We start from the raw sequence: 1,400 nt of genomic DNA, 5'->3' as shown, positions 1-1,400 counted from the left end.
TCGTCTTTAGCTAAGACTTACACCTCGGTTGCGTAGCGGTAGCGAGCGTCTCTTGTAACACTGGCCGTTGCTGGTGGATCTTCTGTGCGTCGTCGATCAGTCGGTCGAGCAGCGGTGGCGGCGAGTAGCCGAGATATTCGCCAAGTTCGTGGAGGATGAGCTGGGCGTGCGACCGGAAGGTCGCCGCCCAGCGTTCCGGCGGAAACACGATCTCATCGTCCGCCTGTTCAGTGACCAGATCGAGCAATTCACGACTCACGAGCAGTGACAGCAACGCCGCGTACAGCAGAATTTCGACAACATGCTTCTTTGTCGTGTCGAACTCGTCCAGTTCGTACTGCGTCTTCAACTCACGGAATAGCAACTCCACCTCCCACCGACACCGATAGATCGTCCCTAGATCCGACGGCAGGAACTCTTCTCTCGGGAGATTCGTGATGTACAGGTGGTAGTCGTCGGCGTCCTCTTTGCGGACGCCGACGACGCGAAACCGCTTCGTATCGCGTGACTGCGTTCCTCCGTACGGTCTTCGGTCGAACTCGGCTTCGACTTCCACGTCGATGTACTCGCGGTGCAGATCATCCACAACATCGTAGATCTGCTCACCTTCCAAGGGAATGGCGCGGCCGCGCCATTCCCGTAATTCCTCCGTTACGACCGGATTTGCGCTCTCTTTCAGCCGACTCACGAAGTAGCCGTCGTTCTCATCGATCAACGCGAAGCGGCGGTACTTGAAGTAGGCTCGGTCGAACAGAACGAGCCGATCTTCGAGCCACGATCCTGTGTTAAACAACGTGCTGTCGTGCGTTTTCTCGTCAGTCACGTCGAGACGTTCTATCGTCTGCTCAGTGGCATTATGGAGCAGGTGGAGCTTCGCTCCAGCCTGCTCCTCCTTGCGAGCTTCGTACTCATCGGCAAGGAACTCGTGCAACCGCAGGACGGTTCCATCAGCGATCATCACGTCCCTGAATCGGTCGATATCGGCGTCAACAGTGTCAGGGACAGCGATCTCGTCGAGGCCACGCTCGACGAGGTCGCGGAAGTACTCCGCGAGAGACGGCGTCAACCGGTGATAGAAGCCGCCGGGAGAGATCGTTTCGTCGCCTGTCGAGTTGTAGCTGCGTCTGAAGCCAGCGAGTGTTCGGCTTTCGCCTGCGGCGAAGCCGAACACGAATGCCCAGACGAAGGCGGGAATCTGGAGCTTGCGGTCACGTTCGACCACGCCGAGTTCCTCGGCGTGCTCTTCGAGGAACTCGGAGGGAAACAATGTAGTGAGCCGACGCATAATCCGAGATGAGGAGGCTTCGTTGTGCACACTCGTCGCCTCCTCATTCCTCTCGAAAAGATGCCTCGATAAGCCGCCGCTGTCACGTGGTTTCTCGCTTAGCTAAAGACGGATA

General features: G+C 57.6%; 1 protein-coding gene. It reads right to left on the bottom strand.

The annotated features are described in order from the left end of the window. Nucleotides 1-10: 10 nt before the first annotated feature. Nucleotides 11-1,285, bottom strand: coding sequence for an IS4 family transposase (locus RBH26_RS21275; RefSeq protein WP_306760368.1), 1,275 nt, complete (start codon nt 1,283-1,285; stop codon nt 11-13). Nucleotides 1,286-1,400 lie beyond the last annotated feature (115 nt).

It is taken from the genome of Natronolimnohabitans sp. A-GB9 (assembly GCF_030848565.1).
Taxonomy (GTDB): domain Archaea; phylum Halobacteriota; class Halobacteria; order Halobacteriales; family Natrialbaceae; genus Natronolimnohabitans.
Note: the sequence above shows the minus strand (reverse complement) of the source record. Positions and strands in the feature narration are given on the sequence as shown.

Excerpts from the sequence above, each read along its gene's own strand:
- RBH26_RS21275 (WP_306760368.1), bottom strand. The coding sequence starts at position 1,285 with ATGCGTCGGCTCACTACATTGTTTCCCTCCGAGTTCCTCGAAGAGCAC.